Annotated in this window: 21 protein-coding genes; 10 read left to right on the forward strand and 11 right to left on the reverse strand. The window is 71.0% G+C overall.

The window, feature by feature from the left end:
- Positions 1-46 precede the first annotated feature (46 nt).
- Positions 47-568, reverse strand: a complete 522-nt coding sequence (locus tag D7X30_RS08695; protein WP_147443141.1) for a hypothetical protein — start codon at positions 566-568, stop codon at positions 47-49.
- Between the two features lie 286 nt (positions 569-854).
- Here D7X30_RS08695 and D7X30_RS08700 point away from each other — a divergent pair, with 286 nt between their 5' ends.
- The 4 genes from D7X30_RS08700 to D7X30_RS08720 all read left to right on the forward strand — a co-directional run bounded on the left by D7X30_RS08700 (position 855) and on the right by D7X30_RS08720 (position 7,811).
- Positions 855-2,573 (forward strand): CpaF family protein, encoded by a 1,719-nt coding sequence (locus D7X30_RS08700; RefSeq protein ID WP_120562363.1) that lies wholly within the window; start codon positions 855-857, stop codon positions 2,571-2,573.
- 181 nt (positions 2,574-2,754) lie between these two features.
- A complete protein-coding gene (locus D7X30_RS08705; RefSeq protein WP_147443142.1) occupies positions 2,755-3,720 on the forward strand; it encodes a hypothetical protein in 966 nt (321 codons plus the stop codon).
- Between the two features lie 1,870 nt (positions 3,721-5,590).
- Positions 5,591-7,318, forward strand: a complete 1,728-nt coding sequence (locus D7X30_RS08715) for a serine/threonine-protein kinase (protein WP_120562618.1) — start codon at positions 5,591-5,593, stop codon at positions 7,316-7,318.
- A gap of 10 nt (positions 7,319-7,328) precedes the next feature.
- A complete protein-coding gene (locus D7X30_RS08720; protein ID WP_120562365.1) occupies positions 7,329-7,811 on the forward strand; it encodes a hypothetical protein in 483 nt (160 codons plus the stop codon).
- A gap of 7 nt (positions 7,812-7,818) precedes the next feature.
- On the opposite strand, the gene D7X30_RS08725 is transcribed toward D7X30_RS08720, so the two are convergent.
- Complete coding sequence (locus D7X30_RS08725; RefSeq protein WP_120562366.1) at positions 7,819-8,604, reverse strand: transglycosylase domain-containing protein; 786 nt, start codon at positions 8,602-8,604, stop codon at positions 7,819-7,821.
- 55 nt (positions 8,605-8,659) lie between these two features.
- Here D7X30_RS08725 and D7X30_RS08730 point away from each other — a divergent pair, with 55 nt between their 5' ends.
- Positions 8,660-9,352 carry an NAD-binding oxidoreductase gene (locus D7X30_RS08730; RefSeq protein WP_120562367.1) on the forward strand — a complete coding sequence of 231 codons (693 nt, stop codon included), beginning with the start codon at positions 8,660-8,662 and terminating at the stop codon, positions 9,350-9,352.
- On the opposite strand, the gene D7X30_RS08735 is transcribed toward D7X30_RS08730, so the two are convergent.
- The 4 genes from D7X30_RS08735 to D7X30_RS08750 form a co-directional block, all read right to left on the reverse strand.
- Positions 9,346-10,974, reverse strand: coding sequence for a WD40 repeat domain-containing protein (locus D7X30_RS08735; RefSeq protein ID WP_120562368.1), 1,629 nt, complete (start codon positions 10,972-10,974; stop codon positions 9,346-9,348). The genes D7X30_RS08730 and D7X30_RS08735 overlap by 7 nt on opposite strands.
- Complete coding sequence (locus D7X30_RS08740) at positions 10,971-13,115, reverse strand: penicillin-binding protein activator (protein WP_233591461.1); 2,145 nt, start codon at positions 13,113-13,115, stop codon at positions 10,971-10,973. The genes D7X30_RS08735 and D7X30_RS08740 overlap by 4 nt, the downstream gene beginning before the upstream one ends.
- 189 nt (positions 13,116-13,304) lie before the next feature.
- Entirely contained in the window at positions 13,305-14,426 is a 1,122-nt protein-coding gene (gene dnaJ, locus D7X30_RS08745; RefSeq protein ID WP_120562370.1) for a molecular chaperone DnaJ, read from the reverse strand.
- Positions 14,427-14,552: 126 nt separating this feature from the next.
- Positions 14,553-14,993 carry a hypothetical protein gene (locus D7X30_RS08750; protein WP_014393482.1) on the reverse strand — a complete coding sequence of 147 codons (441 nt, stop codon included), beginning with the start codon at positions 14,991-14,993 and terminating at the stop codon, positions 14,553-14,555.
- A 159-nt stretch (positions 14,994-15,152) separates the two neighbouring features.
- Here D7X30_RS08750 and D7X30_RS08755 point away from each other — a divergent pair, with 159 nt between their 5' ends.
- The 3 genes from D7X30_RS08755 to D7X30_RS08765 all read left to right on the forward strand — a co-directional run bounded on the left by D7X30_RS08755 (position 15,153) and on the right by D7X30_RS08765 (position 18,450).
- Positions 15,153-16,916 carry an ABC transporter ATP-binding protein gene (locus tag D7X30_RS08755; RefSeq protein ID WP_120562371.1) on the forward strand — a complete coding sequence of 588 codons (1,764 nt, stop codon included), beginning with the start codon at positions 15,153-15,155 and terminating at the stop codon, positions 16,914-16,916.
- Between the two features lie 45 nt (positions 16,917-16,961).
- Positions 16,962-17,435 carry a hypothetical protein gene (locus tag D7X30_RS08760; protein WP_233591462.1) on the forward strand — a complete coding sequence of 158 codons (474 nt, stop codon included), beginning with the start codon at positions 16,962-16,964 and terminating at the stop codon, positions 17,433-17,435.
- Between the two features lie 82 nt (positions 17,436-17,517).
- Complete coding sequence (locus tag D7X30_RS08765; protein WP_147443143.1) at positions 17,518-18,450, forward strand: hypothetical protein; 933 nt, start codon at positions 17,518-17,520, stop codon at positions 18,448-18,450.
- Here D7X30_RS08765 and D7X30_RS08770 read toward each other — a convergent pair.
- Entirely contained in the window at positions 18,419-19,111 is a 693-nt protein-coding gene (locus D7X30_RS08770) for a hypothetical protein (RefSeq protein WP_233591463.1), read from the reverse strand. The genes D7X30_RS08765 and D7X30_RS08770 overlap by 32 nt on opposite strands.
- Positions 19,112-19,256: 145 nt before the next feature.
- On the opposite strand from D7X30_RS08770, the gene D7X30_RS08775 reads away from it, so the two are divergent.
- Both D7X30_RS08775 and D7X30_RS08780 read left to right on the forward strand, forming a co-directional pair.
- Positions 19,257-20,018: a hypothetical protein gene (locus D7X30_RS08775; RefSeq protein WP_120562375.1), complete on the forward strand. Its 762-nt coding sequence runs from the start codon at positions 19,257-19,259 to the stop codon at positions 20,016-20,018.
- Between the two features lie 2 nt (positions 20,019-20,020).
- Positions 20,021-20,575 (forward strand): hypothetical protein, encoded by a 555-nt coding sequence (locus D7X30_RS08780; RefSeq protein ID WP_199724210.1) that lies wholly within the window; start codon positions 20,021-20,023, stop codon positions 20,573-20,575.
- Here the strand turns inward: D7X30_RS08780 and D7X30_RS08785 are convergent, their stop codons facing one another.
- The 4 genes from D7X30_RS08785 to D7X30_RS08800 are packed head-to-tail and all read right to left on the reverse strand — an operon-like array spanning position 20,576 to position 24,577.
- Entirely contained in the window at positions 20,576-21,289 is a 714-nt protein-coding gene (locus D7X30_RS08785) for a hypothetical protein (RefSeq protein ID WP_120562376.1), read from the reverse strand.
- Positions 21,286-22,266, reverse strand: a complete 981-nt coding sequence (locus D7X30_RS08790) for a TadE/TadG family type IV pilus assembly protein (protein WP_120562377.1) — start codon at positions 22,264-22,266, stop codon at positions 21,286-21,288. Before D7X30_RS08790 ends, D7X30_RS08785 begins: the two co-directional genes overlap by 4 nt.
- Positions 22,266-23,804, reverse strand: coding sequence for a pilus assembly protein (locus tag D7X30_RS08795; protein ID WP_120562378.1), 1,539 nt, complete (start codon positions 23,802-23,804; stop codon positions 22,266-22,268). Before D7X30_RS08795 ends, D7X30_RS08790 begins: the two co-directional genes overlap by 1 nt.
- Positions 23,783-24,577, reverse strand: coding sequence for a TadE/TadG family type IV pilus assembly protein (locus D7X30_RS08800; RefSeq protein ID WP_120562379.1), 795 nt, complete (start codon positions 24,575-24,577; stop codon positions 23,783-23,785). Before D7X30_RS08800 ends, D7X30_RS08795 begins: the two co-directional genes overlap by 22 nt.
- Positions 24,578-24,589 lie beyond the last annotated feature (12 nt).

Here is a 24,589-nt window from a genome sequence, read left to right on the forward strand (position 1 = left end):
CCAGGGCCGCACCCTAGACCAGCGCGTGCGTCCTGAGGGGGCCCGCTTAGGGATTGGGGTTCCCGGCATCCAGCCACTGGGATGGAAACGAGGGCTGCGGCTCGCCCCAGGAGGTGTCTCCCACGGGGATGGACGGGTCCGAAGGGCCGGTGGGTACACCTGCATCGGTGCCGCCAGGGACGAGCGGTCCATCCGGCTCGCCATCATGGAGCCGCCGCAGGACGCGTCCGTCCGACAGTCGGACCGCGTACGTGACACCTCCGTCCAGCAGCAGCCCGCTGGGTTCACAGGCGCGCGGGTCCAGGTCCATGCGAATGAAGACGATGTCTCCTTCACGGAGGATCCGGATGAGGTGGGCCTCCCTCCTGCTCCAACAGGGCTGGCCTTCCTGTTGGCGGGGAAGGAAGTCATGGGCCGCCACAACCATGGCCCGAAGCAGGCTGCCCTCCAGCGAGTACGGCTGCCCCGGCGCCCCGATGGTCAGCGCCTCTCGCGCGAACATCTCCGGGAAGACGATGGAGCGGTCCTCCGACGCCAGCGAATCGGACGGACTCGTCTCGCGTCGCATGCACCCGGCGCATAGGACCACGCCTACGAGCAGCAGCCGCTTCATGGTCCGGGCTCGGGCCGCACGAGGTCCGGGTCGAGCACGGTGGAGGACGCGCAGCCCCCAAGCCAGCACACCAGGCAGCACCACCAGGGACCGCGCATGGGCTGGCACTCCTTCCCCGAAAACGGAGGGCGGATGACCGCCCCTGGGCGGCATCGTGCCGGAACGCTGCACCGGAAAGCGAGCAGGCACTCAAGGCGGGAGCTTGGGGCCCGGGCCGGAGCGCGCTAGCCTTGCTCCCGCCATGACGATGTACACCGAGTCGCTCCGCGCCTTTCTCAAGCCCGTCCTCCCCTACCTGGACGACGAGTCGGTGTCGGAAATCATGATCAACGGCCCCACCGACGTGTGGATCGAACGCAAGGGCCGGTTGATCAAGACGGATGCCTTCTTCTCCGAAGAAGGTCTGATCGGCGCCGCGCGCAACATGGCCCAGTTCGTGGGCCGCCCCCTGTCCGAGGAGCGACCCCGCCTGGACGCGCGCCTGCCCGACGGCAGCCGCATCCACGTGGTGATTCCGCCCATCGCGCGCAACGGCACCACCATCTCCATCCGCAAGTTCTTCAAGGACAAGCTGACCATCGACTCGCTGTTGAAGTTCAAGTCGCTGACCAAGCCCATGGCGCGCCTCATCGAGGCCGGCATCGCCACCAAGCTCAACATGCTGGTGGCCGGCGGCACGGGCTCCGGCAAGACGACGCTGCTCAACATCGTCTCGTCCCTCATCCCGGACGAAGAGCGCATCCTCACCATCGAGGACTCCGCCGAGCTCCAGCTCAACCAGTCCCACATCGTGGCCTTCGAATCCCGCCCCGCCGACAAGTTCGGCAAGGGCGCCGTGGACATGGGAGACCTGCTGCACTCCGCGCTGCGTCTGCGCCCCGACCGCATCGTGGTGGGCGAGGTGCGCGGCGGCGAGGCCTTCCACCTCATGCAGGCCATGAACACCGGCCACGGCGGCTCGCTGGCCACCACACACGCGAACACGCCCACGGACACGCTGCGCCGCATCGAGTCCCTGTGCCTCATGTCGTCCGTGGAGCTGCCCATGGTCGCCGTGCGCGCCCAGGTGGCCAGCGCCATCAACTTCGTCATCTGCTGCGAGCGCCTCCACGACGGCAGCCGCAAGACGATTGCCCTGTCGGAGGTGCTGCCCCTCAACGAGAAGGGCGAGTACCGCACCCAGGACATCTTCGTCTTCACGCCCGTCGCCAAGGACGAGCACGAGAACATCCTGGGCTACCACGCGCCCACCGGCATCATCCCCAACTTCATCCAGAAGGCGCGCGCGTACGGCTTCGACGACCTGGATGACGCCTTCTTCGACCCGGCCACCTACGGAGTGCCGCCCCCGCCCAGCTTCCACGTGGGCGAGGCGTACGCCCTGCGCTGGGCCCCGTCCCTGAAGCACCGCGAGCAGGGACTGCCGGACCCCGCGCACTTCAAGGAGGACTGGGCGAAGTTCGAGCAGGTGCTCCGCAACGCGGCCCCGGACGGCCCGGTCGCCGGACCCAAGCCGGCGGCGACCCCGCCCAAGCCCGCCGCCGCGCCTCCGCCCGCGAAGGCCGCTCCGGCGCTGCGCCCCTCGCTGCCGCCGCGCCCGCCGCCGCCGCAGGACGACGACAAGACGCCGCCGCCCACGCGCAACCCGTTCGCGGAGCAGGAGGACACCCGCGCGACTCCTGCGTCCGAGCCGCTGGTCCAGGTGTCCGAGGACCTGCTCGCGGAGGCCCCGCCCGCGCGCAACACGCCGCCGCCGCGCCGTCCGCCGCCCGCTCCGGCGCGTCCCGGTACGCCGCCGTCCAACACGCTGCGCGCGGGTGCCACGCCCACGCGCCGTCCGCCGGGTCCTCCTCCACCGCCCTCGGACGACGAGGACGAGGACGACGACCGGCCGAAGACGGAGCTGAACACGTCGGAGAAGACGCAGATCCGCCCGGCGCCGGAGCGTCCGCGCCGGTAGCCGCCGGAAGGCACGGGGGACCCTGTCCGGGCTTCCCCGGCCACGGCGACGTGAAACATCCACGCCCGGCGCCCGGCGCCGGACACCGGTGTCACCCCCGGGTGGGTGGGGCCCTGTCCCACCACCCGGGTCAGCGAATCCTGACCTTGCGAGGAGGGCGGGTCAGGGAGAAAGTGCTCCCGTGTTGATCCCCTTCCTCGCCGCGCTCACCCTGGTGGTCGCCCAGGCGCCCGCACCCGCCTCCTCCGCGAAACCCGTCACCGTGTTGCTGGCGCCCACGGACGTGACGCGGGGAACGCCGCGCTACCTCGTTGGAACCGCCCAGGAGCACGTGGCCGAGCAGCTCAAGGCCCGGGGCCTGGAGGTGATCCGCGTGGAGGACGTGACGCGCACGCTGCCGAAGAAGAAGCGCACGGCGATGATGCGCTGCAACCGCACGCAGCCGTCCTGCATCGCGTCGCTGGGCGTGGCGGCGAAGACGGACGTGGTGATGGTGACGGAGATTGGTCCGTACCTGAACGCGTTCAAGGCGGGCGTGCGCGTGTACACGGCACAGGACGGCGCGCCGCTCGTCGAGGAGTCGGTCCCTGGCGTGAGCGAGGACCAGGTGCTGGACGCGCTCAACAAGTCGCTGGACGTGGTGGTGCCGCGCACGCTGCGGGTGCTGCGTCCGGAGCCGGTAGCGCCGCCGGTGACGCCGCCCGTGGCGCAGACGCCCAACGTGACGCCGGGTGTGAAGCAGCCGGTGCCGGGGCCGGACCTGACGCCGGGCGTGCAGCCGCCCACCGAGTTGGGGCTGACGGACACGCCGACGGTGGAGACGCCGGGACGCCGCAAGTGGGCCTGGGTGCCCGCGGCGGGCGGCGTGGTGCTCGCGGGTGTGGGGACGGTGTTCTTCGTGCAGTCGCGCGGGAAGCTCAGCGACCTGAACAACAACGAGTTCCCGACGCTGGAGCAGGCGGAGAAGGTGCGCGACTCCGGCAAGCGCTCGCAGACGATTGGCGTGGTGGGAATTGGCGTTGGCGCGGCGGCCGTCGCGGCGGGCGCGCTGATGTACTTCCTGCCGGTGAAGCAGACGAATGTTCAGCCGTCCGTGACGCTCACGCCGCAGGGCGGTGGTCTGAGCTTCGCCGGGACGTGGCAGTGAGCACGGGGAAAGCCATGCGGAACCTCTGGAAGGTCGGCGCGCTGAGCGCGGTGTTCGGTGCGGTGCTCAGCGTGGGTGGCTGCAGTGATTTCCAAGCGGCCTATGAAAACTGTCAGGGCGAGGGCCGCTGCGGACCGCAGGCAACTGGGGATGGCGGCACGGATGCGGGCGACGCGGGCGACGCCGGTTATGACTGCATCCCCACTGCCGGCCCCGACTACCCCGATGAACTGGGGGTGGACACCGACTGCGACGGCGTGGATGGTGATCCTGCGCTCGGGTACTTCGTGGATCCAGCGGGTGAAGACACGGGTGACAACCGAGGCACTCGGGATGCGCCTCTGAAAACCCTCTCCCGTGCCCTCCAGCTGGTGCAGCAATCGGACGGAGGCCGGAGCAATGTCTACCTCGCCTTGGGCACCTACGCCGAGACCACACCGGTGGAGGTCACCGCGCCCGTGTCCATTCACGGTGGCTACACGCATACCGGGAACAATTGGCTGCGTCCGACCCAGGAGCCCAGCGTCATCCAGTCCGGGCCGTATGCCGTCACGGTGGTGGGTGTGACGGATGGCGGCGTGTTCCTCGACCGGCTCCATGTCATTTCGACCACGGTCGCGACGCCGGGCCATCCCTCCGTAGCGCTGCGTGCCATCAACACCCAGGAGGTTCGGCTTCGCCATTCCATCCTGGAAGCGGGACGCGGCGCCAACGGCTCAGAAGGCCGCCCCGGGGATCGCGGAGGGACGGGCTTCCAAGGGCTCGCAGGCATCGATGGGCTTGCCACCAACAATCCTGTGGGAGGGGATGGAGGAAGCGCGGCCTGTACGCCTTCGTTCGCCGGTGGACCTGGAGGTACTGGTGGCACTGCCAACAGCGGCGGGCTTGGAACCAACGGCCGACCGATCACGGACGGAGGCGTCGGGGGGGCCAAGGGTGCTTCCACTCAGTTGAGCTGCGATGTCGGTGACGATGGCGGCTCATGCACTTGTAGCAATAGTGAGGGAGGCAGGGGAGGCAAGGGCCCGAATGGCTTCGCAGGCATGCCGGGCGATGGCGGCGTGGGCATGGGCGAAGTGCTCCCAGAGGGAAACTGGCAGGTCTCCGCGGCACAAGCGGGTGCCCTGGGGCTGACTGGAAGCAACGGTGGGGGCGGCGGGGGCGGAGGAGGCGGCGGTGCTTGCGAGCCTGCGGTCGCGGAGGTTTCTCCAAATCCACGTGGGGGCGGCGGGGGCGGCGGGGGTGGTGGCGGCTGCGGAGGTCAGGGCGGGCAGGGCGGCGGAGGCGGTGGCGCGTCCATCGCGGTTATCGCTGTCAATTCGCAGGTCATCCTTGAGCCCACCTCGCAGGCACGCACACTGGGAGGGGGCAACGGTGGTGCCGGCGGGACAGGTGGTCCGGGAGGCACAGGAGGCCCTGGCGGAAGCGGCGGTGAAGGCAAGACGGGCTCAGCCGTGGACAATAAAATCGTATACCTCCTTGTCAGCGGCGCAGGCGGCACAGGCGGAGTAGGGGGTGAGGGCGGTCCTGGCGGTGCGGGTGGTGGCGGCGCGGGCGGCCCCTCAGTCATCTTCTGGTGTCTGGACGCAGGCGTTGGCCTTCCCCCGAGTGTGCTTCCCGAACTGGGAGGTGGCGGCTCAGGCGGCACCAGTCCGAATGGAAAGCAGGGCACGGAGGGCACGTCGCAGCTGGACATCGGCTGCACCTTCGTGGACGCCGGAACGCCCTGACCCACTGCATCGCCCGCTGGGTGACACCAGCGGGTGAGAAAACGCGACCCGGGGGCAGGTGCCTGTTTGCTTGCCTGGCGTGCCCCGGGCCGTGACTTCGCTTCCCGGGATTTCACCTGTTACGCTCCCCCGTGGTGGAGATGTCTTCTGAGCTGATCTGCGAAACCTGCGGCCTCACCGTTCCGTCCGAGACGGCGGTGTGCCCTCGCGATGGCACCGTCGTGCTGTCGTCGTTCCAGCCGACTCCACCGGAACCGAAGGTCATCGTGGAGCACCCCGGTACCGAAGCGACCGCCATCACCGACCCCCTCATCGGCCTGAAGCTGGGCGAGTACGAGCTGCGCGCACGCATCGGCGTGGGCGGCATGGGGCTCGTCTACGAGGGCATCCAGCCCCTCATCGGCAAGCGCGTCGCCGTGAAGGTGCTGCGCCCCGAACTGGCGCACTCGTCCGAACAGGTGGCCCGACTCCTCGCGGAGGCCCGCGCCGTCAACGCCATCCGCCACCGCGGCATCATCGACATCTTCGGCTTCGGCCAGCTCCCGGACGGTCGCCAGTACATCGTCATGGAGTACCTGGATGGCCAGCCGCTGGACGCCATCCTCGCGGAGAAGGGCCGCCTCCCCGTCCCGGAGGCCCTGTCCCTCCTGGATGAAGTGCTCGCTGCCCTGGGCGCCGCGCACGGCGCGGGCGTGGTGCACCGCGACCTCAAGCCCAGCAACATCTTCCTCGTGCGCCAGCCGGACGGCTCGCGCTACGTGAAGCTGCTGGACTTCGGGCTCGCCAAGCGCGGCGAAGGCCCCACCGGTCGCACCGCGCAGACGCGCACCGACATGGTCGTCGGCACTCCGGAGTACATGGCGCCCGAGCAGGCCCGCGGCCAGTCCGTGGGGCCCATGACGGACCTGTACGCCATGGGCGTCGTCACCTTCGAGATCATCACCGGCCGGCTGCCCTTCATCGGCAGCTCCCCGGTGGACCTGCTCATGAAGCACGTGGAGGCACGCCCTCCCCGGCCGTCGGAGTTCGTCCCCGACCTGCCGCCCGCCGTGGACGCCTTCATCCTGCAGATGCTCACCAAGGACCCGGAGACGCGCCCCAACTCCGCGGATGCCCTGCGTCAGCACCTCTCCAAGCTGCGCCGCACCCTGCGGGCCACGCGCACCAACCCCACCGCGCCCGCCCCCGTCGAGCCCGCGCCGCCCAAGCCCGCCGCCGCCCCTGCCGCGGTCGTCGTCAGCGACGCGGACGCGCGCCGCCCCACCACCCAGGTGCCGCCGCCGGTCCCGCCGGACGACCTGATGGTGCCGCAGGAAGAGACGTCATCCCTGCGCCGCTTCGCGCCCATCGCCGTGGGCGCGGCCGTGCTGCTCGCCGCCGTGGGCGTGGTCATCGCCACGCGCGGGGGTGGTGAAACGCCTCCGCCGGTCGTCGCCGTCGCCACTCCGCCGCCGCCCACCCCGAAGGTGGAACCCACGCCGCCGCCGCCCGCGCCCGAGGTCGTCGCCGCGCCCGAGCCAGAGCCCCCTCCCGCGCCTGTCGTCGAGGAGCCCCCTGCCGCGAAACCGGAGCCGACCACCGTCAAGGCCGTGGCCGTGAAGACCGTCCGCGACGTCCCGGCGCCCGCGCCCAAGCGCACGGAGTCCGCGAGCGAGTCCGCCGTGCGGGATCAAATCATGGCCGCCGTGAGTCAGGTGGAGAGCAGCCCCTTGTACGCCGACAACAAGGTCCACAAGGGGCTCACCCGGCAGGCCGCGCGCAACTACCTGGACCGGCAACTGAAGCGGCTGGAGAACGCGGACGACGCGGCGGGCCGCGCGGACATCCTCAGCGAGCTCCGCGGCTGGAAGCAGCAGTACCTCAAGTAAGCTCCACGCCATGACCGCGCCCCCAGGTCCTGCGCTGCTCGCGGTGGACCTGGGCCTGCGCTGCGGGCTCGCGCGCTTTGGCGCGGACGGGCGGCTTCAGGGGTACCGCTCCCAGAACTTCGGTACGCACGCGCGGCTCAAGCGCGCGGTGCCCGCAGTGCTTCAGGATGCGTCCCCGCTCGCGTGGCTCGTGCTGGAGGGCGGTGGCCCCATCGCGGACGTCTGGGAGCGCGAGGCCCTGCGCCGCGCCCTGCCCGTGCTTCGCGTGGCCGCGGAGGACTGGCGCCACCGGCTGCTCTACGCGCGGGAGCAGCGCAGCGGCTCGCTGGCCAAGGACGCCGCGGACACGCTCGCGCGGCGGGTCATTGACTGGTCCCATGCGCCCCGCCCCACCTCGCTGCGCCACGACGCCGCGGAGGCCATCCTGCTGGGCCTGTGGGGCGCGCTGGAGGTGGGCTGGCTTCCGCAGGTGCCCGCGGAAGTGCGGCGCTGACCGCCCGCTACTTCACCGACGAGCACGCCACCGGCTGCGCGATGGCGTTGCGCGCGCGCTCCTCGCTCACCAGCGCGTAGCCCGCAAGGTCCTGCAGCAGCATGTCGCGGTTCTGCCGGATGAGGCTCGCGTTCTTGCACGCCTTGATGTCGCCGTAATAGCCGTACGGCGGCAGCGCGAGTTGCAGCTCCGCCAGTTCCGACAACTGGAGCTCTCCCAGCTCACGGTGGAAGAGCTTGCGGGACGCGTCCTCCACGCCGACGACGCCGCGCTCGAAGCGGATGATGGACAGGTCGTACGCGACGAGCTGGTCCTTCTGGAAGAACGCGTGCAGCCGGTGCGCGGCCACGGACAGCTGCAGGTCCCCCTCGATGCCCATCTCCCGCGCGATGCGCATGGCCAGCCGCCGCTCGCAGGACCCATCCCCCGGGGGCGCCGTGCCCAACGTCACGCCGGCGAACAGGCGCCACGCCCACGCACGCCCGTCCTCGCGCGGCGTCTGGAAGTAGGTGGGGCAGTTCATCTGGCGGATGTAGAGCGCCACCAGGTCCTTGGGCATCCGCGAGAAGTCCGGCCGCGTGAACGTCACCGCCGAGCGATCCCGGATGCCCTGGTCCATCCGGCCGGCCAGGATGCTCATCCGGTCGCCTTCGATGCGATGGCGCAGCTGGCTCTCGACGTCGAACTCGCTCTCCAGCCGCGGCAGCTTGCTGGCCGTGTAGAGGTACGTGATCGGAATCACCACGCCGGCCAGACCGACGAGGAACATGAACAGCCAGAACACGGTCTTCACGGGCACGACTCTAGCAGGGCAGGCACGCGCCAGGAGGACGGGTTAGAAAGTCCCCATGAGCGACTGGCACACCGCCACCGTTACCGCCCGCACCCCCGCGGCGGATGGCCTCACCGATTGGGTGCTCGACATCGGCGGGACACCGCTCGTGGGCTCGCACGCCCACCCGGGACAGTACGTCCAGCTGCGGCTTCCCGGTGGGCAGCCAGGCATGTTCGCCATCGCCTCGCCGCCCGTCCCCAATGGCACGCGGTGGGAGTTCCTCCTCAAGGACGAAGGCACGCTGCCGTCCGCGCTCCTGCACCTGCCCCTGGGCGCGCGCGTGGAGGTGACGCGGCCGGCGGGCCCCGGCTTCCCAATGGAGAAGGCGCGCGGCCGCAACCTGCTGCTGTTCGCCAGCGGCTCCGGCATCTCCGCCATCCGCCCCGTCATCGCCGCCGTGCGCCAGGAGCGCGGCGCGTTTGGCCAGGTGACGCTGTACTTCGGCGCGCGCACGGCGAGCGGCTTCGCGTACCAGCACGAATTGCAGCAGTGGATGGCGGACGGAGTGCGCGTGCTGTGCACCGTGAGCCGCCCCGGCGCCAGCGGCTGGCAGGGCCTCACCGGCTACGTGCAGGCCCACCTGGGCGAGGAGCGGCTGGAGCACGCCATCGCGTTCGTGTGCGGTCCCTCGGACATGGTGCAGGACGTGATGGCCCAGCTGGCCCAGCGCGGCGTGCCGCGCAGCGCCGTGTTCCTCAACTACTGAGCCGCTCGCGTCTCGACGGCGGGGGCCACGTAGCGCACGCCCACCACCACCGCCGAAGGGTCACTCTCCTGGCTGCCGGTGGCCTTCTGCGGCGTCCACGCGCCCACGCCCACCTGATGTCCCTCCGGCGAGAAGCGCACGCGCCGCACGGACCAGCCGAACTCCAGCTCGCCCTTCGCCTCCGGCGCGCCCTCGGCGAAGAGATACACGCGCCGGTCCCATCCGCCCGACACCAGCGAACGCCCATCCGGCGCGATGGCCGCGGTGGACACCACGCCGTGGTGCAGCTCCCACTTGTGCAGCACCTGCCCGGAGGCCGCGTCCACCAGCGCGCCCGCGTTCCACGGGCCCCGGGGCTCCTGGATGCCCTTGCGCTCGCGCTCGTACACCGTGCGGTTGCGCTCCGCCTTCTCCTGGCTGAAGGCCACGCCCAGCCGCTTTCCGCGCGCGTCCACGGTGACGTCGTTGACGTGCGCCGGGAAGGTGAAGTCCAGCCGCGGCGTGAGCGCTCGCGCCGTCGTCGCGGTCGCCCCTTCCGGAATGCCGCCCTTGAGCGTGAGAACCGCCTCCGCCGTCGTCTCGTCGAAGACCGTGTCCACGCGCTCGGCGAAGGGCGCGCCCAGCACGCCCTGGCTGCCCTGCGGCACGCACGCGTCGCACACCGCCACGTCCACGCCCGGCAGCGTCATCTGCTTGAAGCGCAGCGTGCGCCCGCGCGACAGCCGCGCCACGGTGTTGCCCAGCGCGCCCGGCACGGTGACGGTGTCCTTCAGGAACGCCACGTCGATGCCGGACGCCGTGGCCGCCGCCGTGGTGAGCACCACCACCGGCGTGCGCGAGTCCAGCGCCAGCACCACCGGCGGCCCGCTGTCCACGCGGCCCTGCACCGCCGCGAACCCGCCGCGCCGCTCGAAGTGCGTGCGCGCCACGTCCGGCTTCAGCGTCTGCTCCGGCGTGTCCGACGCACGCACGTGCTTGTCCCAGCCGCCCGAGTACAGCGTCCCGTCCGCCGCGAACGCCAGCGCGCTCACCGGCCCCACGTGCAGCCGCGCCTCCGCGCCGAACGAAAGCTCCGGCACGGACAGCAGGGACACCAGCCCCTGCGCGCTGCCCACCGCCAGCCACTTGCCATCCGGATGGAAGGCCACCGACACCAGCGGCTCCTCCGTGGCGAGCGCCCCCACCTGCGAGCCCGTCGCCGCGTCGAAGAGCTGCACCGCGCCGCTGCGGCTCACCGTGGCCACGCGCGCGCCGTCCGGAGAGAAGGCCACGCCCTCCAGGTCGTACTGCTGGATGTTGACCGAAGGATCCGCGCGCATCATCGGCGCACCGGAGCCCCCGGACTTCGCCAGGTCCCAGACGGAGACGTGGTACGCCTTGTCCCCCAGGCGTGTGTAGGCCACGCGCTGGCCGCGAGGCGCGAAGTCCAGCGCCCAGATGAAGTCCTTGCGGTTGAGGACGGTGGGCTCCCCGTCGAAGCCCTCCACCGCGCCGGAGAGGAAGCCTCCGGGCGCGGACTCCAGCCGGCCCAGCGTGTCCGGCGTCAGGCCCACGGCCGTGTGCGCGCAGCCCGTGAGCGTCAGCACGCCCGCAAGCACCAAGCCCCCGGTGCGCGGGCTCATGAACCCGACCCGCGGACGGCGGCCTTCTCCTTGTCGACGTTGATCTCGTTCACGCCCTTGTTGTCCACGGACAGCAGGAACAGCTGCTTGTCCGCTTCACGCTTGTCGTTGAACGAGGTGCGGCCGGTGGCGCCGTCGAAGTCCTTCAGCCCCGCCAGGGCTTCACGCATCGCCGCGCGCGTGTTGGGCCGCTGCTTGTCAATCACCTGCCGCACCATGCGCGCCGAGTCGTAGCCGATGGCCTCCAGCAGGCCCGGGTCGCGGCCCGTCTCGCGGTACGCGTCGCGGTAGCTCTTCACGAACTTCTGCGTCGCCGGCCGCTGCGAGTCCACGAAGAAGCCGTCCACGTACACCGAGCAGGTGACGAACTTGCCGCCGCGCTCCAGCAGCTCCGGCAGGCCCGAGCGGCCCTTGGGGCTGGACCACTGGTTGGTGCCGAAGAGCGTGACGGTCTTCAGGTCCTTCTTGCCCGTCGTCTTGCGGATGCGCTCCAGGTCGCGCGGGTCGCACGCGTTGGTGACGATGTCCTCCACCGCGAGCGCGGGCGTCACCAGGCTCACCCGGCGCCAGTCGTCCGGGATGAAGAGGCCCTCGAAGTCGATGATGGGCTCCACGCCGCTGCGCGCCTTCTCCATCGCCTTGCGGCGGCGGTACGCGTCCGTGATGTTCTCGCCCTGCACGTCGCGCACGGCCTCCGCGTAGTCGCCGCGGTCCTCCAGGTAGTAGCGGCCCACCAGGCGCTTGGCCTCGCTGGTGAACGTCGTCTGGTCGTACGAGTACGACTCCGCGCCGCGCACCGCGCCGCCGCGAGACACGACGTCGTCCCAGAACTCGTTCGCCAGCTCAACACCGTAGGGGATGTTCGGGTAGAGCACCGCGAAGCGCTTGTAGCCCTTCACGTTCATCGCGTAGTCCGCGATGGCGCGCGCCTGCGCGGAGTTCGTCAGCATGTTGCGGAAGACGTACGGGCCAATGTCCGTGATGCCCTCCTGACGGCTCAGCGTCAGCAGCGGCACCTGGAGTTCCTCCGCCAGCAGCGCCGCGCGCTTGGTGTCGTCCACCAGCAGCGGGCCCAGGGCCGCGATGGCGCCGTCGTCGAACGCGAGCTGCTCCATCGCCGTGCCCGTCTTGTTGACGTCGCCCTGCGTGTCCTTCACCACCAGCTCGATGTCGCTGCCCTGCAGGCCCAGCTTCACGCCGCGCAGCACCGCCTCGCCAATGGGCTGGTAGCGGCCCGACATGGGCAAGAGCACCGCCACGGTGCGCGGACGCACCTCCACGCGGCGGGTGGCGCGCGCGAGCAGCTCCTTGGCCTGCGGCGCGAAGGCGCTGTTGGGCGCTTCGCGCAGGAACGTCTGGAGCGTCTCCTCCAGGCGGGTCCAGTCACGCAGGTGGTAGTAGATGCGCGCCAGCTTGAACTGGAGCACCGGCCACGCGGGGTTGGACGGGGACAGCCCCTCCTGCACGCGGGCGATGTCGAGGAAGCTGGCGCGGCCCTCCACCAGCTGCTCCACCTTCTTCACCGCGGCGGCCTTCTCCTCCGCCGTCCGAGCGTCGCCCGCCTCTTTGACAGCGGAGGACAGCGCCTGCGTGTACAGGCCCGCGCCCTCCGCCGCGCGCGCGGCCTCCCTCAGCAGCTGTTCCTTCTCCGCGCCCTCCGCGCGCTCCGCCAGGCTGGTGAGCGTCTGGTACGCGTCGCGGTAGGCACCCACCTCCATGGCGGAGATGGCCAGCTTGTGCTTGGCGTCCTCGGCCTGGGCGTGGAGGGGGTTCTCGAAGAGCAGCTCGTTGAAGGTCTTGCGCGCGTTCGCGTAGTCCTTCGCCTCGAAGTAGAGGACGCCCGCGTTGTAGAGCGCGTCCTGGCCGGCGGTGGTGGCGGGGTACGCCTTGCGCACGGACAAGTAGGCCTCCGCGGCCTGCTTCTTGTCCGGGTTCGCCTGCGCCTGGGTGCGGGCCTGCGCGAGCGCGGCGTTCGCGGTGGCGTCCTGCTTCACCTCCACGCGCGGGCGATTGGGCTGGGTGGAGTCGCCCCCGGAGGTGTCGTCCCGGCTGTCGGTGCGGGAAGGCGTCTTGGGGCAGGCGGTCAACGTCAGGGCCAGCGCGGCGACGAGCGCGCGGCGCGATGCGGAGAGGACTTCCATGGCGAAGTGCATAGCAGCGCGGGTGAGGCTCCGTCGACACTTGAGCGGGGGGATGATTCCCCTGGAACGTCCGCTTCAATGCACCACGCATGCCCGCGTGCGTCACCGAGGGGGAGCCCCATCCCCTCCCCCTCTTCGTGCGGCCCCTGAGCCACGCCTTCGCGCGGCCCCGGACGCACGCCCGGCCACCTAGCCGAAGAGTTCCTTCACCTTGTCGAAGAAGGACTTCGACTGGGGATGGGTCTCCTCGCCGGACACCTCCGCGAAGCGCTCCAGCAGCTCGCGCTGCTTGGAGGACAGCTCCGTGGGCGTTTCGATGATGACGCGCACGTGCTGATCCCCGCGCTGCTGGCTGTGCAGGTGCGGGATGCCCTTGCCGCGCAGGCGGAACACCTTGCCGGACTGGGTCCCCGCCGGGATGGTCATCTTCACCTTGCCGTCCAACGTGGGCACGTCGATCTTCGCGCCCAGCGCCGCCTGCGTGAAGGACACCGGCACCTCGCAGAAGACCTCGTACTCCTCGCGCTGGAACAGCGGGTGCTCCCGCACGATGACCGTCACGTACAGGTCGCCCGCGGGCGCGCCCCGGTCTCCCGGCTCACCCATGCCCGCCAGCCGCACGCGCGTGCCGTTGTCCACGCCGCCCGGGATGGCGACCTCGATGACCTCTTCCGACGGCGTCTTCCCGGAGCCCCGGCACTTCGCGCACGGATCCGGAATGGTGGCGCCCGAACCGCCGCAGTCACCGCACGGACGGGACACCGCGAAGAAGCCCTGCGAGTAGCGCAATTCCCCGCTGCCACCGCACGCCGCGCACTGCCGGGGCGCCGCGCCGCTCTTGCTGCCGGAGCCGGAGCAGGTCTCGCACTTCTTCGGACGAGGGATGGTCACCTTCGGGCGGCAGCCGAACGCCGCCTCCTCGAAGCTGATCTCCAGGTTGTAGCGCAGGTCCGCGCCCCGGCTCTGGCGCTGCCGGCCACGCCCGCCGCCACCCCCGAAGATGTCGCCGAAAATCTCTCCGAAGATGTCGTTGATGTTGACGCCCTGGAAGCCGCCGCCCGCGTCCCCAAAGGGGTTGCCCGAATGTCCGAAGCGGTCGTACTTCGTGCGCCGGTCCGGATCGCTCAGGACCTCATAGGCCTCCGAGGCTTCCTTGAACTTCTCCTCGGCCTCGTGGTTCCCGGGGTTGCGGTCCGGGTGGTACTGCAACGCGACCTTCCGGAACGCGCTCTTCAGGTCCTGCGCCGTAACGTTCTTCTGGACGCCCAGGACCTCGTAGTAGTCGCGCTTCTGCCCTGCGGCCCCTGCCATTGAATCGAACCCCTGGAAATTACTGGCGTTTTCAAGCTGCGTAGAGAATCGGAGTCACTATAACGCAGCGAAACACGCCAGCAATCCAGGCCGGGGTCCAACCCTGTGGGAAGCCGGGCCTTGGCGCTACACGGTCCAGACGCGGTTGACCGTCAGCTCCATGCGAGCGAGCCGGCGCTTGAGGGCCGGGTCCACGGGGCCGTTCATGGACCACTTGGGGACCACGAAGTGCAGCTCCGCGTTGTAGAGCTTCGCGGCGCTCGCCAGGAGGCTCCAGCGGTTCTCCGCGGTGGGATCATCCACCATGCCCGGGGTGACGATCTCCAGGATGATGGGCGTGCGGGCGGAGTCGGACTGGCGACAGGTGAAGTCCGGCCGGTGGTCCTCGATGGTGCCGGAGAGCACGGGCGGCGGCATGAAGCCAGGGAGCCGGGCCTTGATGTCCGAGTAACCGATGGTGCGGAAGTACTCGGCCATCAGCCAGAGCAGACGGCGGCGCTCTTCGTCATCTACGACCGACTCGCAGCCGGGATTGAACAGGACTTCTTTCTCGGAGTTGGTTTCCATGGCGCATCTCAAGCTGTCCGCGTGTGTGGGATGCGGCAACGCAGGCGGGCGCGAGCGCTCCCTGACCGGCCGTGGGGCGGGCGGCCATGCACGCGCGCTTCCCACTTCCCTTTGGCTTGGACGGCACCGTCGCCTCGGTGACAGAGTGCGCCCCCTCCCGTGGCCCCCCGTCCCTCCGCGCACGTCTATCGCCGGCTCCTGGGCTACCTGAGCCCTTATCGCCGGTTGCTTCTCACGGGCACGCTGGCCTCGCTCACCGCCGCGGCCGCCACCGCCGCGTACGCCTGGATCGTCGGGCCCCTGCTGCGCGCCGTCCTCACCGGCGCCCCCGTCACCGTCGCGGGGATGACCCTGGCGCCGGAGGCCCTGCTGTCCCGGCTGCCCCTGCTGGTCGTCGCGGTCGCGCTGGTGAAGGCCACTGCCCAGTTCCTCCAGGGCGGCCTGATGCAGCGCCTGGGCCAGCGGGTGATGGCCGACCTGAGGGGCTTCCTCTACGGCCGGCTGCTCGCCCAGCCGCCGGCGTTCTTCGAGCAGCGCCACTCGGGAGAACTTGTCTCCCGGTTCACCTCGGACGTACCCCTGGTGGAGTTCTCCGTCACCCAGGCGTTGTCATCGTACGTAAGGGATGGGCTCCAGATTTGCGCACTGCTGGCGACCTGCTTCCTCATCGACGCGAAACTCTTCCTCTTCACGTTCGTCGTCGTGCCCGTGACGGTGGTGCCGGTGAGCCGCTTCGCGCGGTCGCTCAAGAAGGTGGCCACCCGCTCGCAGGCGAACCTGGGCGCGCTCAGCGCCATCACCGCCGAGCAGCTGCAGAACCTCCCCGTGGTGCAGGCCTACGGCACGGTGCCCCGCGCGCTGGAGTCCTTCGACGCGGAGGCCGAGGCGTACCTGGCGGAGATGCGCCGCTCGCTCTTCATCCGCGGCGCCTTCAGCCCCACGGTGGAACTTCTGGGCATCGTCGGCGTGGCGGTGGCGGTGGCGTGGGGCGCCCGCGCGGTGTCCATGGATCCGACGCTGGCCGGGCGGCTCTTGTCCTTCATGGCGGCGGCGCTGCTGCTCTACCAACCGGTGAAGTCGCTGAGCGGCACGCTGTCCCAGGTGCTCACGGGGCTGGCGGCGGCGGAGCGCCTGTTCGAGCTCGCGGACTCGCCGGTGCCGCCGGACGTGGGCGCGGAGGCCCCTCCCCTGTCGCGCGCCCTGGAGCTGTCGGGCGTGCGCGCCACGTACTCGGACGGGCGCGAGGCCCTGAAGGGCGTGGACCTGACGATTCCCGCGGGCGCGCGCGTGGCGCTGGTGGGCCCGTCCGGCGCGGGCAAGACGACGCTGTTCTCCGTGCTGCTGGGCTTCCTGCCGCCGAGCGGCGGTGAAGTGAAGTGGGACGGTGTGCCGCTGTCCTCGCTCAAGGCGTCCAGCGTGCGCGCGCAGCTGGCGTGGGTGCCGCAGGAGCCGGTGCTCTTCTCCGGCACCGTGCGCCACAACCTGCGCCTGGGCCAGCCGGACGCGACGGACGACGCGCTGTGGGAAGCGCTGCGGCTGGCGCACGCGGAGGACTTCGTGCGGGCGCTGCCCGGCGGCCTGGATGAGCCCGTGGGAGAGCGGGGCAGCCGGCTGTCCGGCGGACAACGGCAGCGGCTGGCCCTGGCGCGCGCCTTCCTGCGCCGCCCGTCACTGCTGCTGCTGGATGAGCCCACGAGCGCCCTGGACGCCACCAGCGAGGCAGCGGTCGGCGCGGGGCTCCAGGCGCTGATGAAGGGCCGCACGGTGCTGGTCATCGCGCACCGGCTCAGCACCGTGCGCGACGCGGACCTCATCGCCGTGGTGGAGGGCGGACAGGTGGTGGAGGCCGGCACGCATGAGCAGTTGCTCGCGCTGCGGGGCCGCTACGCGCGCCTGTTGGGCGAAGGCGCCGTCGCCGCCTGAACGCCGCCCCGCGGGGCCATGGCCTTCGCTTGCGAAGGGGTGTTCATGGGCCCCGTGCCCATCCGCTCCACGCCATTGCCGGCCTTGCGCGACCGGGGACGCCCTGCGAGCCTTCCGCCCAGGCCCATGCCTCAGACGCCGCCCCGCGAACGAGAGCCGCTGTCGCTCAACGCGCTCCTGCTGGTGCCCGCCCTGCTGCTGGCCGCGGGCGCGTGCGTCGCGGTGGCCGCCCGGCACTTCGCGCTGGCCGCCGCGTTCACCGGAACCCTGGTGCTCGTCCCGCTCGTCTTCCGGCTGTGGACGCGGCCCTGGTACCGGGGGCTCGTGCTGCGCGGGCTGGGCCTGTTCATCGCGGGCATGCACCTGCCCATGCTCACGGGCGGCGTGCTCGCCTACGGGCGCATCGGCTGCGAAGGCGCGGACTGCGGCCAGACGCTGCTCTGGAGCATCGTGCTGGCTCCCGTGGCCGGCGCCGTCTGCTCTGTCGTGTACTGGCTCGTGGGCCGTCCCCCCGTCTGAATTACAAGGAATCACAGGCCCCCTATTCTCACTGGAAATGCTTGTTCCAGTCAGACCTCAAGTCGCGCCCGGGCCGTTCGTCGTGGCGTTGGCCGTCCCCACCATGGTGTGCGTGCTGGGGGGCACGCTGCCGGTGCTCCTGGGCAGTCCCGCCGGACTGGTGAGCGTGGTGACCTCCGCGGGGCCCTTCGCGGCGTTGCTGGTGCTGGCGCTGGTGGTGGAGGTGCCCCTGCTGATGCTGGCGACGGGCTCCACGCTGCTGGGCCGCACGGTGCCGCTGGCGGTGATGGTGGGCATGGCGACGGTGCCGTGGACGCTGGGCCTGCTGGGCACGGAGGTGGCGCTGGAGCGGATGCAGGCGGCGCTGCCGATGGTGTCCGCCACGGACGCGGGCATCGCGTTGACGGCGGGGCTGGGCAAGGCGATGGCCCCCCGGCTGCTGGGCGCCTGGACGAGCGCGGTGCTGCTGGGCGCGCTGTCGGTGGCGCTGGGCATGGCGCGCTACAACACGGCGCGCGCGGTTCACGACAACACGCGCCGCAGCCTGCTGCTGGGCAGCCTGGTGTCCGCGGCGCTGGCGGGCATGGCGGTGGTGGGCACGCTGGAGGCGCACCATCTCTTCACGCTGCTGTCCCGGCTGTCGCGGGCCCCCGGCGCGCTCCGCCCGGACCTGATGGCGGAGGGTATGGCGCAGGCGGCGCGGCTGCGCACGGTGCGCTGGAGCTGCTTCTCCTGCCTGCTGGTGCTGGGCTTCGCCTGGCTGATGACGTACCGCGCGGCGGAGGCCCGGCGGACCCGCGCGCTGGAGTGGGTGGGCGGCCTGGTGCTCACCGCCGCGGTGGCCGTCCTGCTGGTGCTGGACGCGCACCCGCTGCACACCACGCTGGGCCCGGAGCGCGTCACCACCGGCCGCAGGACGTCCGGCCCCGTTCCCACCGACGCGGACGTGACACACCTGATGGGCGAGCGCTCGCCCGTGCGGCTCAGCTTCCCCGCGTCAGCACGTACAGCATGATGAGCCCCACCACGACGGCGAAGCCGAAGACGGCCACCATCACCAGCCCCTCCGACTTGCGCACCACCGGGGGCAGGACTTCGTTGGGCAGCGGCTGACCGTACCGCAGCAGCACGGGCTCCGGCTCCGGGACCACCCGCGGCGCGGGCGCTGAAGCAGCGGCGGCGGGAACGGCCTCGCGCGGAGGCGGCGCCACCGGCGTGAAGGTCACGGCCCGGGTGGCGACGGTGTCCCGCGTGCCGGGGGTGCGGCCCAGCTGCTCCGCCAGGTGCTCTGGCGGCGTGACGCTGGACATCTCCAGCCCCTCGCGCGCCAGCGCCAGCACGCGCTGCATGTGCAGGATGTAACGGTCCTGGCCTTCGTAGGTGGCGAGCGCCTGCGCGGCGCGCACCAGCCGCTGCGGCACCAGCTCCGGGTCCGCGCGCACCTCCGTGGACACGGGCCGCGCCTCGCCGGCTTCCACCCTGCCGGTGCGCACGCCCTGGCCGCTGGCCCAGATGCAGTGTTCATCCAGGAGCGTGAGTTCCTGGCGGCGCACCCGGCCGTCCTCGTCCACCAGCGACATCAGCTCCGCGCCCTGGGGAGACAGGTGCCAGACGGTGCGCAGGCCGTTCTCCCCCAGCGGGCCTTCCACCGCGCGTGCGCGGTAGAGTTCCTGCATCGCGGACTTCAAGGGGTCGGACGAAGTTTCCACGGCCATGACTGCCGCACAGTAGGGGCGCCGCGCCCGAAACGGAAGCGACGGCCGCTCCCGCGTGATTGCCCCGTGCGCGGATGCCCGCCTTGTGCCTACCGTCCATTCCACGATGAGCCGCTCCAAGAACCGAGCCCCCGACTTCGTCCGCCAGTTCGAGGGTGCACAGACGCTCGACGGACTGCTGGAGCTGTCTGGCAGTCCCTGCGACACCGCCGACGTGCTCGAGCGCATGCACGAGGCGCGCGCGGAAGGCGCCGATGCCAGCCAGGTGATTCCCACCCTCTTCGACGGGGAGCCCCGCTTCCAGGACCCGGAGCTGGCGCGCCGCCTGTACCAGAACCTGCTGGGCCTCTGGGACCTGGTGCTGGAGGGGAAGGCGGTGCGACTGGAAGACGGCCCCCGCCCACCGCGTCCGAAGAAGGAGCGGCTGCAGCCGCCCGCGCCCTTCCATCCGGACGAGCCCACCGGCGAATTCGTGGAGGCCGCCTGGCGTTACCTGGAGGACGACGACAAGGCGCGCACGCGGCTGATGCATGCCTTCGAGAACCGGCAGGACGGCTTGCTGGGTGCGCTTGACGCCGCTGGCCTCACGGACGAAGGTTATGGGGTCGCCCGCCACCTGCTCTTCGAGCTGCACGCCATGCTGGAGCTGGGCTGGCCGTCGGGGCTCTTGGCCGCGGATGCCAGGGCCCTGGACAGGGAACCGGATGCGCCGCCCGCGCCGGATGCCCTCCAGGAATACGTGACGGAAGCGCTGTTCGAGGCGGAGCAGGACGAGGAGCACCCCCTCGCCCCCGAGGAGCTGGCGCAGGTGCGCACCCTCGTCCGGCGGGGACTGGCGGCGCTGTGGCGCGCCCGCAAGGGGAGATGAAGATGGCCCGAGACGACAACGACGGTGGTGGCTTCACCGGCAAGCGCAACAAGTCCTACCGAGAGCTGGACGCGCAGCGCGGCAAGAGCAAGTACCACTCGCGCCAGGACGACCCGGCGCAGCAGAAGCTGGAGCGCAGCGCCAGCTACCAGAAATACAAGACGGCCGCGGACGCCCTCTTCACCGGCGGCGAGCTGCCGGAAGGGCTCGCGAAGACGTTCGACCCTGAAGGCAAGCGCAAGGCCCAGAAGGACGCCCTGCGCAAGGTGCAGGAGTCGGAGACGCGCGCGGACTGGGTGAAGGGCGTGGTGGACTACCTGGAGAAGTATCCGGACCTGCCCGAGGACGCGTACTTCCTCGACAGCCTCCTGGACCACCCGCGCGAGCGCATCGTGGACAAGGCGCTGGCGAAGCTGGAGGCGCTGCAGGAGGCGGGCACGCTCCAGAAGAAGCTGCCCAAGAGCCTGGACCAGCGGCTGAAGTCCATTGAGCTCACCGGCCTGGACCCCGACATGCAGGGCCGCGCCAAGGCGCTGCGCGAAAAGCTGCGCGCCTGATCAGCGCGCGCGCTGCTGATAGATGAGCACCACGCCGCGCTGGCCGTCCTTCGCGGGCTGGTGCGTGAGCCGCAGCTCCGCGCCGGGCCGCGAGTACAGGCCGGCCTCGTCGCCGCGCTTCCACCCGGCCTTCGCCAGGGCGTCGCCGTAGAAGGCCTCCACCTGCGGCCCCGTGAGCGGCACCTGGAAGGTGAGCGTGCGCGAGCCCTCCGCGTTGACGCGCAGCACGCCATTCGCTTGCGGCGGCAGCGGCGCGAAGTCCCCGGGCGCTTCCTGCGGACGAGCCAGCGCGTGGTTGGCTTCCCCCAGGTACAGCGTGGTGGTGCCATCCGGCTGCGGCATCATCACCACGGTGTAGGTGATGCGCCGCTTCGGATCCAACGCGGTGAGCATGGCCGCGTTGTTGGCGTACTGCGCCTGCTCCTTGCCGGGCGGCACGTAGAGGCCGCCGTCGCGGAACGCGTCCGCGAAGCGCTGCACCAGGTCCCGGATGTTCTCCTTCACGTGCACCGCGCGCAGCGCCACCGGGATGCCACCCGCCTCCACGATGTCGCTGGACTCCACGTGCGCGATGACCTGGAGCCGGGGCCACGCGAAGCGCGGCGCGTCCGGCACGCCCGAGTCCGGCACGCCCGCGTCGGGGGCCCGGGCCCGGGCGGACAGCCCCAGCAGCAGCGAGAGCAGCGCCCCCGCCACGCGCCCGCCCCGGCTCAATGCGGCACGCCTCCCAGCCACTTGTTCTCGCGCTGGACGTCGTACTTGGGATTGATGTTGCTGGCCTTGAAGGGCGTCGTCTCCCAGACGGTCTGGTTGCCCGCGTGCGAGCCGCCGATGCTCTGCTCGTAGTTGCTCTCCTGGCCGCGGAAGCTCATGAAGAACTGGTCCTCGTTCACGCCCCCCTCCGCGCCCACGCCGGCCATCAGCGCGCTGCCCGCGCTCCCGCCACCACCGTTGTTGCGGTACACGCTCTGGGCCCACTCGTAGTAGTCCACGTTCCCGCAGGCGCCCCCGGTGTTGGTGCTGAGGGGGCACTCGCGGCCCTCGGCCACGGTGGACAGGCCCCAGTCGTCCAGCAGCATGAAGAAGCGCCGGGTGCAGCGCCCGTTGGACGCGCGCCCCGCCGCGCACACCACGAACTGGTCGGTGGCGCGCCGGTGAGACACCTTGAAGAACTCCGGCTCCATGAACGTGCCCAGGCGCTCCGCGCGCATCCGGGTGGAGGCGGTGCACGAGATGCCGTCGGACTGCGTGTCCATGGACTGACTCAGCGCCGTCGAGACCGGGTCCGCGTCCTGCGGGCGGGTGCCCAGGATTTCGATGTCGCTGCCCGCGGGCCGCGTCGGCTCGCAGTCCACCTGGATTCGCGTGGCGCGCGCCAGGGCCAGCTGGAACGTCATGGCGCCGCTGGTGCGGCCCGCGCGTCCGTCGAAGTCCTGGTAGCGCCCGGCGGCCTCCGCGGAGGCCAGCGCTTCTGCGTTGGAGCGCTGGAAGACGCCGTTCTGCGGGTTGTGCATCACGTGCCCGGTGGCCTCCCACAGCGCGAAGTTGGCGGCCTCCTGCACCTTGAGGGTCAGCGCGCTCACCTCCGCGAAGTAGATGCCGAACATCAGCACGGTGACGAACACCAGCGACCCCAGCGCCGTCTCGACGAGCGCCTGTCCACGGCGCGACCTGGAAGCGCGCGTGTCCATCAGTACCTCCCGCCCGTCTTGCTGCCACCCCGGTAGCCCGCGTTGTCCAGCCGGCGCAGCGCGTCCGCGTGCTCGGTGAAGCCCGCCTCGGACAGGCTGCGCGCGGGCTTGTCGTCACGCGCGCCCTCGGTGCTCACCAGCGTGGCGCGCCAGAAGGGGTTGAGGAAGTTGGGCGGCTCCGCCCAGCCACCGCCCGCCGCCGCCGCCCGGGGCCGGTGGTAGTAGGCGAGCCCCGCGGACAGGGCCACCTGGTTGCGCTGCACGTCCTCCATGCCGGTGGGCTGGATGCGCCCCAGCGGCGCGGCGTTGTCGAACTCCGTCTCCTGGTTCGCGAACTTGAAGGTGAACAGCAGGTTCCACGGGTCCGGCTTCGCCCGGCGCGACGCGCTGGCGTAGTCGCGGTGGAGCATGGCGTACAGCTTGGGCTGACCGAAGTCGTTCTCGTCCGGGCGGGGGCCGTTCAAGAGCCCCGCGTTGAAGCCCACCGCGTACGGCCAGATGCCGGGGCACACGTTGCAGGCGCCCAGCGTGTGGCGCTCGTCCACGGTGGTGTTGTTCTCCGAGCCCTGCCCCGGGGGAGGCTTGCCCGCGCCGTAGACGTGCTGGTCCTGCTTGGACTGGAGTTCGTCGGACATCACCCACGCGTCCGTCGCGGCGCCGGGGACCACGGTGCCGTCCGGGCAGGTGATCACCACCGCGCGCCCGTGGTCGTGCGCCCACGAGTTGCGGCCGGAGATGGTCTCGTACGTGGAGGAGTCCATCGAGGAGGCGCTGCCGTAGCGCTTGAAGCCGGGGTTGTGCGCCGCGGCGCCCGAACCGAAGCCCGCGCTGCCGGACGCCCGGTTGTGCACCCACGTCCAGCCCAGGCTGCCCATGGTGGCGTTCAGGTTGGCGGTGCTCTGCCCGCCGGCGAGCGCCACCGCGCCGGAGCTGTCCGGCACGCCGCCGGTGCGCATCTGCTCCTCGAACTGACTGTAGGAGGTACCGGAGGACGCGCCGCCCGACACCTCCGACAGCGACTTGTTGGCGCCCGCGGGCGGGGCATCCAGCTCGCTGTTGATCTCCCGGGCGATGCGCTTCGAGAGCTCCTGCCGCGCCAGGTGCGTGCCCACCAGCGTGTTGTACATGGCCAGCTCCGAGCGGAACATGTCGCCCGCACGCCCCTGCAACTGCGCCACCTGCGTGGCCGCCGCCTGGTCCAGGCCGGAAAAGACGGTGTCCGGCATGGCACACGGGGACGCCTGCCGCGCGGCGTAATGCTGGCTGCCGTAGCTGATCATCGACTGCGTGCCCGCCATGGCCACCATGTGGGCAATCTGGGCGCGGTTCATCACCGCGATGGCGTTGAACGTGCGCGCCGTGGACACCGCCTGGCTGTAGGCCGCCGCGTCCGCCGCCATCTGGATTTCGACGCGCTCCTTGGCGCGCATGCCGAAGCCCAGCGTGCCCAGCACCATCAACGTCAGGAGCAGCAGCGTCAGCGAGAACAGCACCAGCGCCTGACCGCGTCCGTGCCTCAGAAGCCGTGCAGGCTGCATCCGGCACCTCCCTGGAAGTTCGCCGCTTTCACTGGCGTCATCATCCGCATGGCCGCGTGCACCTGGATGGGGAACAGGTAGTGCCCCTGCGCGTTCCAGCGCACCATCCGGTCCCCCAGGTCCCCGCCGGGCCAGTCATCCGGCCCCAGCTCCACGTCCGTGTCCGCCCACCAGTCGGACTTCTTCTGCGCCGGGTTGAGCGGGTTCGCGTCCGTGTAGTTCTTGAGGTGGAACTGGGCCAGGAACATGCGGCTCATCACCCAGTCCGCGAACGGGATGCGCATGTAGTACCAGGCCACCATGCGGATCTCGAGCGTGCGCTGGCGCATCAGCGCCGCGTCGTCCGTGGGCACGTCGAACAGCAGGTCCTCGTCCCCCAGGCCGCGCACCCAACCGACGTTCGGGGACTCACGGACGATTTCGACCATGGGCCCTTCGGTGAAGAGCGTCCCCTGCGAGCCGCGCACGCGCAGGTAGTTGCGCTTGCGCTCGTCAAAGGCGTTGGCCAGCTGCGCGGGCGTGCGCGTGTGCTCCACCGTGGGCAGCATCGTCACCAGCGCCGCGTGTGTCATCGCCTCGCAGCTGGCGTGGTTGAGGCTGCCCGCGCGCACCGCGCGGTACACCGCCACCTGCGCCAGGATGCGGCCCTGCAGCAGCATGAAGAGCTGCAGCGTGCCCAGCACCATGAACACCACCAGCGGCATGCACAGCGCCGCTTCAACCGCGGCCTGACCGGATTCGCGCTGCCGACGTGGGGGGTGGGGAAGGGCCATGGGGGGAGGCTG

Source organism: Corallococcus sp. AB011P, assembly GCF_003611605.1.
GTDB classification, from domain to species: domain Bacteria; phylum Myxococcota; class Myxococcia; order Myxococcales; family Myxococcaceae; genus Corallococcus; species Corallococcus coralloides.

Coding starts and splice junctions, on each gene's coding strand:
- D7X30_RS08695 (WP_147443141.1), bottom strand. CDS start 568: ATGCGACGCGAGACGAGTCCGTCCGATTCGCTGGCGTCGGAGGACCGC.
- D7X30_RS08700 (WP_120562363.1), top strand. CDS start 855: ATGACGATGTACACCGAGTCGCTCCGCGCCTTTCTCAAGCCCGTCCTC.
- D7X30_RS08715 (WP_120562618.1), top strand. CDS start 5,591: ATGTCTTCTGAGCTGATCTGCGAAACCTGCGGCCTCACCGTTCCGTCC.
- D7X30_RS08720 (WP_120562365.1), top strand. CDS start 7,329: ATGACCGCGCCCCCAGGTCCTGCGCTGCTCGCGGTGGACCTGGGCCTG.
- D7X30_RS08730 (WP_120562367.1), top strand. CDS start 8,660: ATGAGCGACTGGCACACCGCCACCGTTACCGCCCGCACCCCCGCGGCG.
- D7X30_RS08735 (WP_120562368.1), bottom strand. CDS start 10,974: ATGAGCCCGCGCACCGGGGGCTTGGTGCTTGCGGGCGTGCTGACGCTC.
- D7X30_RS08740 (WP_233591461.1), bottom strand. CDS start 13,115: ATGGAAGTCCTCTCCGCATCGCGCCGCGCGCTCGTCGCCGCGCTGGCC.
- dnaJ (WP_120562370.1), bottom strand. CDS start 14,426: ATGGCAGGGGCCGCAGGGCAGAAGCGCGACTACTACGAGGTCCTGGGC.
- D7X30_RS08750 (WP_014393482.1), bottom strand. CDS start 14,993: ATGGAAACCAACTCCGAGAAAGAAGTCCTGTTCAATCCCGGCTGCGAG.
- D7X30_RS08760 (WP_233591462.1), top strand. CDS start 16,962: ATGGGCCCCGTGCCCATCCGCTCCACGCCATTGCCGGCCTTGCGCGAC.
- D7X30_RS08770 (WP_233591463.1), bottom strand. CDS start 19,111: ATGCAGGAACTCTACCGCGCACGCGCGGTGGAAGGCCCGCTGGGGGAG.
- D7X30_RS08775 (WP_120562375.1), top strand. CDS start 19,257: ATGAGCCGCTCCAAGAACCGAGCCCCCGACTTCGTCCGCCAGTTCGAG.
- D7X30_RS08780 (WP_199724210.1), top strand. CDS start 20,021: ATGGCCCGAGACGACAACGACGGTGGTGGCTTCACCGGCAAGCGCAAC.
- D7X30_RS08790 (WP_120562377.1), bottom strand. CDS start 22,266: ATGGACACGCGCGCTTCCAGGTCGCGCCGTGGACAGGCGCTCGTCGAG.
- D7X30_RS08795 (WP_120562378.1), bottom strand. CDS start 23,804: ATGCAGCCTGCACGGCTTCTGAGGCACGGACGCGGTCAGGCGCTGGTG.
- D7X30_RS08800 (WP_120562379.1), bottom strand. CDS start 24,577: ATGGCCCTTCCCCACCCCCCACGTCGGCAGCGCGAATCCGGTCAGGCC.